This window comes from Massilia alkalitolerans DSM 17462 (assembly GCF_000427785.1).
Lineage (GTDB): Bacteria > Pseudomonadota > Gammaproteobacteria > Burkholderiales > Burkholderiaceae_D > Telluria > Telluria alkalitolerans.
Genome location: NZ_ATYR01000010.1, coordinates 185,619 through 193,079, shown reverse-complemented (window position 1 = coordinate 193,079; position 7,461 = coordinate 185,619). Strand labels below are relative to the sequence as shown.

Genomic DNA, 7,461 nt, shown 5'->3' with positions numbered 1-7,461 from the left:
ACACCGCCAGTGGGCGCAAATTTCCCGCCCAGCTCCCCGACGTCGAGTATGACAATGAGGACGACGTCAGGAAGGTCAAACAAAGCGGCTGCATCAGTTTCTCAGGTTTGCAACCGTATATCGGAGAGGGCCTGGCTGGAGAGCCTGTTGCGGTCAAGCCCACTGACACCGATGGACTCTTCGACGTCATGTTCTGTACGCGAAAAGTCGCAGAAATCGACCTCAGGATTAAGGCGTAGAATGGTTCGACATGTGTCACCTATGTCTCTAGACATGTGTAACCCATGTCCCTGTGCCATACAGGGAGACCCGCCCACCCTACGGTATAGATGTCATCACAGTAGCCGGCTTTCGGCCCGGCTGACCGCTTCCCCTTCACCCCGCAGCACCAGCACATCGCCCGCCAGCAGGGTCGTCTCCGGATCGAAGTGCAGACTCTGCCCGTTCCTGCGCAGCGTCGTGACTTCCGCCCCCACTTCCTCCAGCGCCAGCTCGCGCAAGTGCCGCCCGATCGCTGCCCCGCCGCTGTGCAGGGTCACCGAATGCAGGCGAACGTAGCTGTGTTCCAGGTCGTCCGACACGTCGCTCGCGCCGTGGAAGTAGCCGCGCAGCGAGGCGTAGCGTTCGTCGCGCGCCACCTGCACCCGGTGCACCACACGGCGTAGCGGTACGCCCATGGTGACCAGCGCGTGCGAGGCCAGCATCAGTGAGCTCTCCAGCGCTTCCGGCACCACTTCGGTGGCGCCGGCGCGCTTGAGCACGTCGAGGTCGCTGTCGTCGTGGCTGCGCACGATCACCGCCAGGTTCGGGGCCAGCTCGTGCACCAGGTGCAGCACCTTCAGCGCCAGTCGCGTGTCGGCGAAGGTGATCACCAGCGCGCTGGCGCGGTTGATGCCGGCCGCAATCAGGCTTTCGCGGCGCGCCGCGTCGCCGTAGGAGACGTTGGCGCCGGCGCGTTGGGCTTCCTGCACCCGTTCCGGGTCCAGGTCGAGGGCGTACCAGGGCAGCTTTTCTTCGCTCAGCAAGGTCGCCAGGCTCTGGCCGCTGCGCCCGAAGCCGGCGATGATCACGTGCTTCTGGGTCTTCATGGTGCGGCTGGCGATCTGGGTCAGCTGCAGCGACTGCATCATCCATTCGTTGGCCGCCAGCTTCATGACGATGCGGTCCATGTTGTCGATGATGAAGGGCGCGAGCAGCATCGACAGCACCATCGAGGCCAGCACCAGCTGGATCAGGAAGGGATCGACCAGCTTCGAACCCATCGCCAGGTTGAGCAGCACGAAGCCGAACTCGCCCGCCTGCGCCAGCGCCAGGCCGGTGCGCATTGCCACGCCGTCGCTGGAGCCGAAGGCTTTGGCCAGCGCCGCGATGATGGCGAACTTGAGCAGCACCGGGAAGATCACCAGCGCCAGCACCACCCACCAGTGCTGCAACACCAGCTGCAGGTTGAGCAGCATGCCCACCGTGATGAAGAACAGCCCGAGCAGCACGTCGCGGAAGGGCTTGATGTCCTCTTCCACCTGGTGCTTGTACTGGGTCTCGGAGATCAGCATGCCGGCAACAAAAGCGCCCAGCGCCAGCGACAGGCCCGCCTGTTCGGTGACCCAGGCCAGGCCGAGCGTCACCAGGAGCAGGTTCAGCATGAACAGCTCCTGCGAACGGCGCTTGGCGACGATGGTGAACCAGTTGCGCATCAGCTTTTGGCCGAAGATCAGCAGCAGGGCCAGGACAAAAGCCGCCTTGAGCGCCGCCCAGCCGAGCGTGATCGCCAGTTCCTCGGCCGGGCGCGCCAGCGAGGGAATCATGATCAGGAGCGGCACCACGGCCAGATCCTGGAACAGCAGGATGCCGATGATGCGACGGCCGTGTTCGCTTTCCAGTTCGAGCCGTTCGGTGAGCATCTTGACCACGATCGCGGTCGAAGACATGGCGAGCGCGCCGCCCAGCGCGAACGCGGCCTGCCAGCTGACGTGCAGTGCGGGTACCCACCAGGAAATGAACAAACCGAAAGCCATGGCGGCCACGATTGTCAATACGACTTGAGCCAGACCTAGTCCGAACACGATACGGCGCATCGACTTGAGCTGGGCGAGCGAAAATTCGAGCCCGATGGAAAACATCAGGAAGACGACGCCGAATTCGGCCAGCGCATGGGTGGCGGGACTGTCTTCCGCAAGGGCCATCGCATGGGGGCCGATCAATACGCCGACGGTCAGATAGCCGAGCATCGGCGGGAGGTGCAGCATCCGGAAGGCGACCACGCCCAGCACGGCGCAGCCCAGCAGGAGCAGGGTCAGTTCAAGTCCGGAATGCATCTGCCACAGTTGTTTTTTCGTTATCGTTGTAGTGGTTTGTTACGACTGGCAAGTTTTTTGCTTATTCAATTCGGATATACTGCCACTATGAGTTTAACCGATGAAAAAATAATGCTGAAAAGTTTTGACGCGGACCAGGCCCGCCGTGTTCTGGAGCTGGGCCGCGAGACGCTTGCCATCGAAGCCGACGCGATTCGCGCCCTGCATGCGCGCCTCGGTGACGACGACAGTTTCGTGCGCGCCGTGCACCTGCTGTACGGCTGCACCGGGCGCGTGGTCGTCTCCGGCATGGGCAAGTCCGGCCACATCGGCCGCAAGATTGCCGCCACCCTGGCCTCGACCGGCACCCCGGCCATGTTCGTGCATCCGGGCGAAGCCGCCCATGGCGACCTGGGCATGGTGACCACGCACGACGTGTTCATCGCCATTTCGAATTCCGGCGAATCGTCCGAGCTGCTGGAGATCCTGCCGGCCATCAAGCGCATGGGCACCCCTGTCATCTCGATGACCGGCAAGCCGCATTCGCGCCTGGCCAAGCTGTCCGAGATCCACCTGGACATCTCGGTGGCCAAGGAAGCCTGCACCCTCAATTTGGCGCCGACCACCAGCACCACCGTCACCCTGGCCATGGGCGATGCGCTGGCCGTGGCGCTGCTCGACGCGCGGGGATTCCGCGAGGAAGACTTCGCCATGTCGCACCCGGGCGGCGCTCTGGGCCGCCGCCTGCTGACCCACGTGCGCGACGTGATGCGCAGCGGCGACGCCATCCCGGCCGTGTCCCCGGACACCCCGCTGACGCGCGCGCTGCTGGAAATCAGCCAGAAGGGCATGGGCATGACCGCCGTCGTCGACGCAGAGCGCCGCCCGGTCGGCGTGTTCACCGACGGCGACCTGCGCCGCCTGATCGAGCGCGTGACCGATTTCTCGAACATCAGCATCCGCGACGTGATGCACGCCAACCCGCGCCGCGTCCATCCGGAACAGCTGGCGGTGGATGCCGTCGCCGTCATGGAAGAATTCCGCATCAACCAGATGCTGGTCGTCGACGGTGAAGACCGCCTGGTCGGCGCACTGCACATCCACGACCTGACCCGCGCCAAGGTGATCTGATGACGCCAACCGAATTCATGCAGCGCGCGGCGCGCGTCAAAGTGATGATCTTCGACGTCGACGGCGTGCTCACCGACGGCAGCCTCACCTACGGCCCGGACGGCGAAGTCACCAAGACCTTCAACGTGCTCGACGGCCTCGGCATCCAGCTGCTGAACAAGACCGGCGTGAAAACCGCCATCATCAGCGCACGCAAGTCGCCGATCGTGGTCAAGCGCGCCGCCGACCTCGGCATCTCGCACGTCTACCAGGGCATCCACGACAAGCGGGTCGGCTTCGCCGAGCTGTTGCAGGCCACCGGCGTCACGCCGGAGGAATGCGGCTACATCGGCGACGACGTGATCGACCTGCCGCTGTTCACCCGCGTCGGCTTCGCCGTCACCGTGCCCTCGGGCCACCCGGAAGTGCAGCACCGCGCCCACTACGTCACGAAGAACGCGGGCGGGCGCGGCGCGGTGCGCGAGGTCTGCGACCTCGTCATGCGCGCGCAGGGCACCTACGAACAGGCGCTGGCGCCGTATTTCGCGTAACACGGCGATATCGGACACGGGACACGATATGGTCACCTACAAACGCACCGCCCACCGCTGGAAGCTCCTGACGATCATGATGATCGCGACCTTCTGCGCCTTCGGCAGCTTCTGGCTGGTGCAGGTGATGGAAAACGAGGATGGCGATGCCCGTCTCGGCGGGCCAGGGGACGAGCCCGACTACATCGTCGAGAACTTCTCCTTCGTGCGCATGACCGAAGAGGGCAAGCCGAGCTACGTGGTGTCGGGCAAGCGCCTGGCGCATACGCCGCTGGGCGACGTGTCCCAGGTCGAGGCGCCGGTGATGCAGGGCATGACGCCTGGCCGGCCGCGCATGACCATCGTCGCCAACCGCGCCCAGCTCTACCACGAAGAGCACCGCGTCGAACTGCTCGGCAACGTCGACATCCAGCGCCCGGCCACACCGACCAGCGAAGCGCTGCGCGTGCAGACGCAGGCGCTGACCGTGCTGCCCGACGAAGAAATCCTCAAGACCGACCGGCCGATCGAGATGCAGCTGGGGGCCGCCACCGTGACCGGCACCGGCATGGTGGCCAACAACGCGACCCAGAAGCTGCACCTGGCCAGCCGCGGCCAGATCGTCTATCCGCCACGCGCGCAGCGGCAGTAGCGCCGCGCCGCGTCAACCCAGGACAAAGCAAGAACATGAAAAAAATCATCGCTGCCGTATTCCTCAGCCTGGCCGCCTTCGGCGCCTCGGCGGAGCGTGCCGATTCGCTCAAGCAGGCCGTGATCAACTTCGATTCCCTCGACGTGGACGAGGTCACGCAGACCCGCATCCTGACCGGTAACGTCGTGCTCACGCGCGGCACCCTGGTGCTCAAATCCGACCGCGCCCTGGTGAAGGAAACGCCGGAGGGCTACATGAGCGTGACCCTGACCGCCAACAACGGCAAGCTGGCGACCTTCCGCCAGAAACGCGACGGCGGTCCCGACCTGTGGGTCGAGGGCCAGGCCCAGCGCATCGAGTACGACGAGCGCGCCGAACTGGTCAAGCTGTTCACCAGCGCCGAAGTGCGCGAACTGGAGGGCGGCCGCATGACCAACGAGATCAAGGGTCCCTTCATCTCCTACGACAACCGCCGCGAGGTCGCGCAGGTACGCAACGATCCTACCGGCCAGAGCAAGGTGGGCGGCGGCCGCGGCACCCTGATCATCGCGCCGCGCCGTACCACGGCGCCCGCCGAAGGCAGCAAGCAATGACGGCAGCCATGAGCGCAAGCATGAACGCAGAAGCGGCGACCGCGGTCGAAGGCTGCAGCACCCTGATCGTCAAGGGCCTGCAGAAAAGCTACGGCAAGCGCCTGGTGGTGCGTGACGTGTCGCTGCAGGTGGAATGCGGCGAAGTGGTGGGCCTGCTCGGCCCCAACGGCGCCGGCAAGACCACCTCCTTCTACATGATCGTCGGCCTGGTGCCCTCGGACGCCGGCACCATCGACATCAACGGCACCGACATCTCGAGCCTGCCGATCCACCGCCGTGCGGTGCTGGGCCTTTCCTACCTGCCGCAGGAAGCCTCGGTGTTCCGCAAGCTGACGGTGGAGGAGAACATCCGTGCCGTGCTGGAACTGCAGCGCGTGGACGGCAAGCCGCTCGGCCGCGACCAGATCAGCGAGCGCCTCGACACCCTGCTGGCCGAACTGCAGATCGAGAAGCTGCGCGAGAACCCGGCGCTGTCGCTGTCGGGCGGCGAACGGCGCCGCGTCGAGATCGCGCGCGCGCTCGCGACCAACCCGCGCTTCGTGCTGCTCGACGAACCCTTCGCCGGCGTCGACCCGATCGCGGTGATCGAGATCCAGCGCATCGTGCGCTTCCTGAAGGAGCGCAACATCGGCGTCCTGATCACCGACCACAACGTGCGCGAGACGCTCGGCATCTGCGACCGCGCCTACATCATCAACCAGGGGGCGGTGCTGGCCTCGGGCCGCCCTGACGACATCATCGCCAACGAATCCGTACGGCGCGTCTACCTCGGCGAACATTTCAGGATGTAATGAAACAATCCCTGCAGCTCCGCACTTCGCAGCACCTGGCGCTCACGCCGCAGCTGCAGCAGTCGATCCGCCTGCTGCAGCTCTCCACGCTCGAACTGCACCAGGAGATCGAGCAGATCCTGCACGACAACCCGCTGCTCGAACGGCTCGACGATCCGCTCGACCGCTCGGTGCGGCTGCTGGCGGACGGCGCGATCAATACCGCGCCGGCGAATGGCGAAGCGCCGGCAGCAGGGCCGGGCCAGGAAGGGCAGGAGGGCGCGAAGGCCGAGCCCGAGGGCGCGGAAGGCGAAGACCATGGGGAGCGTGGCGAGGCCGATGCGGATTGGGGCGGCGAGGGCGGCGGCGCGCGCAGCGGCGACGACGAGGATGGCCGTCCACAGCTGGAAGCCGACGGCATCACGCTGCGCGAGCACCTGACGGAACAGATCCGCCTGAGCTGCTGCAGCATGCGCGACCGCGCGCTGGCCGAGCTGGTGATCGATGCGCTCGACGACAACGGCTACCTGGAAGAGCCGCTCGACGAGATCCATGCGCGCCTGCCGGAAGAACTCGAGGTCGAGATGGACGAGCTGCGCTGCGCGCTGGCGCTGGTGCAGAGCCTGGACCCGGTGGGCGTGGGCGCGCGCAGCGCGGCCGAATGCCTGGCCCTGCAGATCCGCCGCATGCCGGGCGTGCCCCTGGTGACGCGGCGCCTCGCCTTGAAGATTGTCGAAGGCTATCTGACCTGGTTCGCGCAGCGCGAATACACCAAGCTGAAAAAGGCGCTCGATTGCGACGACGAAGACCTGCGCGAGGTGCAGGCCGTGGTCCGCCAATGCAATCCGCATCCCGGCGCGGCCTTCGGCTCGGGAGTATCCGACTACGTGGTGCCGGACGTGATCGTGCGCCGCGCCAAGAACGGCTGGCAGGTGTCGCTGAACCCGGACGTCATGCCGAAGCTGCGCGTGAACTCGCTGTATGCGAACCTGCTCAAGCAGGGAAAGAGCGAAAGCCAGATGGGCGCGCAGCTGCAGGAAGCCAAGTGGCTCATCAAGAACATGCGCCAGCGCTTCGACACGATCCTGCGTGTTGCCGAGGCGATCGTCGAGCGTCAGCGCAATTTTTTCAGCCACGGCGCGGTTGCCATGCGCCCTCTTGTTTTGCGTGAGATAGCTGATACACTAGGCCTACACGAGAGCACGATCTCACGTGTGACCACGCAGAAATACATGCTGACCCCGCACGGCATGTTCGAGCTGAAGTACTTCTTCGGAAGCCACGTCGCCACCGAAGCGGGGGGAGAAGCCTCCTCGACGGCGATCCGCGCGCTTATTGCGCAATTGACAGGAGCAGAAGACCCTAGGAATCCTCTATCCGACAGCAAGATCGCGGAGATGCTCGGGGAACAAGGTATGGTCATTGCGCGCAGGACGGTTGCCAAATACCGCGAAGCGCTCAAGATTCCTCCCGTCAGCCTCCGTAAATCCCTGTAAAGCACTGCCCACTCTC

General features: G+C 65.2%; 7 protein-coding genes and 1 pseudogene. 7 read left to right on the top strand and 1 reads right to left on the bottom strand.

The window, feature by feature from the left end:
* Window positions 1-239 (top strand): annotated as a pseudogene (locus YWC_RS33560) (IS481 family transposase); the annotation flags it as partial.
* A gap of 96 nt (window positions 240-335) precedes the next feature.
* Here YWC_RS33560 and YWC_RS0112845 read toward each other — a convergent pair.
* Window positions 336-2,315: a monovalent cation:proton antiporter family protein gene (locus YWC_RS0112845; protein ID WP_027865741.1), complete on the bottom strand. Its 1,980-nt coding sequence runs from the start codon at window positions 2,313-2,315 to the stop codon at window positions 336-338.
* Window positions 2,316-2,402: 87 nt separating this feature from the next.
* Here YWC_RS0112845 and YWC_RS0112840 point away from each other — a divergent pair, with 87 nt between their 5' ends.
* The 6 genes from YWC_RS0112840 to YWC_RS0112815 are packed head-to-tail and all read left to right on the top strand — an operon-like array spanning window position 2,403 to window position 7,445.
* Complete coding sequence (locus YWC_RS0112840; RefSeq protein ID WP_027865740.1) at window positions 2,403-3,425, top strand: KpsF/GutQ family sugar-phosphate isomerase; 1,023 nt, start codon at window positions 2,403-2,405, stop codon at window positions 3,423-3,425.
* Window positions 3,425-3,955, top strand: coding sequence for a KdsC family phosphatase (locus YWC_RS0112835; RefSeq protein ID WP_027865739.1), 531 nt, complete (start codon window positions 3,425-3,427; stop codon window positions 3,953-3,955). Before YWC_RS0112840 ends, YWC_RS0112835 begins: the two co-directional genes overlap by 1 nt.
* A gap of 28 nt (window positions 3,956-3,983) precedes the next feature.
* Window positions 3,984-4,586, top strand: coding sequence for an LPS export ABC transporter periplasmic protein LptC (gene lptC, locus YWC_RS0112830; RefSeq protein ID WP_027865738.1), 603 nt, complete (start codon window positions 3,984-3,986; stop codon window positions 4,584-4,586).
* Between the two features lie 35 nt (window positions 4,587-4,621).
* A complete protein-coding gene (gene lptA / locus YWC_RS0112825) occupies window positions 4,622-5,179 on the top strand; it encodes a lipopolysaccharide transport periplasmic protein LptA (protein ID WP_027865737.1) in 558 nt (185 codons plus the stop codon).
* Window positions 5,176-5,970 (top strand): LPS export ABC transporter ATP-binding protein, encoded by a 795-nt coding sequence (lptB, locus tag YWC_RS0112820; protein ID WP_084416415.1) that lies wholly within the window; start codon window positions 5,176-5,178, stop codon window positions 5,968-5,970. The genes lptA and lptB overlap by 4 nt, the downstream gene beginning before the upstream one ends.
* A complete protein-coding gene (locus YWC_RS0112815; RefSeq protein ID WP_027865735.1) occupies window positions 5,970-7,445 on the top strand; it encodes an RNA polymerase factor sigma-54 in 1,476 nt (491 codons plus the stop codon). The genes lptB and YWC_RS0112815 overlap by 1 nt, the downstream gene beginning before the upstream one ends.
* Window positions 7,446-7,461 lie beyond the last annotated feature (16 nt).

What these genes read in the sequence shown, in the direction of transcription:
- YWC_RS0112845 (WP_027865741.1), bottom strand. Translation starts at nt 2,315, where the DNA reads ATGCATTCCGGACTTGAACTGACCCTGCTCCTGCTGGGCTGCGCCGTG.
- YWC_RS0112840 (WP_027865740.1), top strand. Translation starts at nt 2,403, where the DNA reads ATGAGTTTAACCGATGAAAAAATAATGCTGAAAAGTTTTGACGCGGAC.
- YWC_RS0112835 (WP_027865739.1), top strand. Translation starts at nt 3,425, where the DNA reads ATGACGCCAACCGAATTCATGCAGCGCGCGGCGCGCGTCAAAGTGATG.
- lptC (WP_027865738.1), top strand. Translation starts at nt 3,984, where the DNA reads ATGGTCACCTACAAACGCACCGCCCACCGCTGGAAGCTCCTGACGATC.
- lptA (WP_027865737.1), top strand. Translation starts at nt 4,622, where the DNA reads ATGAAAAAAATCATCGCTGCCGTATTCCTCAGCCTGGCCGCCTTCGGC.
- lptB (WP_084416415.1), top strand. Translation starts at nt 5,176, where the DNA reads ATGACGGCAGCCATGAGCGCAAGCATGAACGCAGAAGCGGCGACCGCG.
- YWC_RS0112815 (WP_027865735.1), top strand. Translation starts at nt 5,970, where the DNA reads ATGAAACAATCCCTGCAGCTCCGCACTTCGCAGCACCTGGCGCTCACG.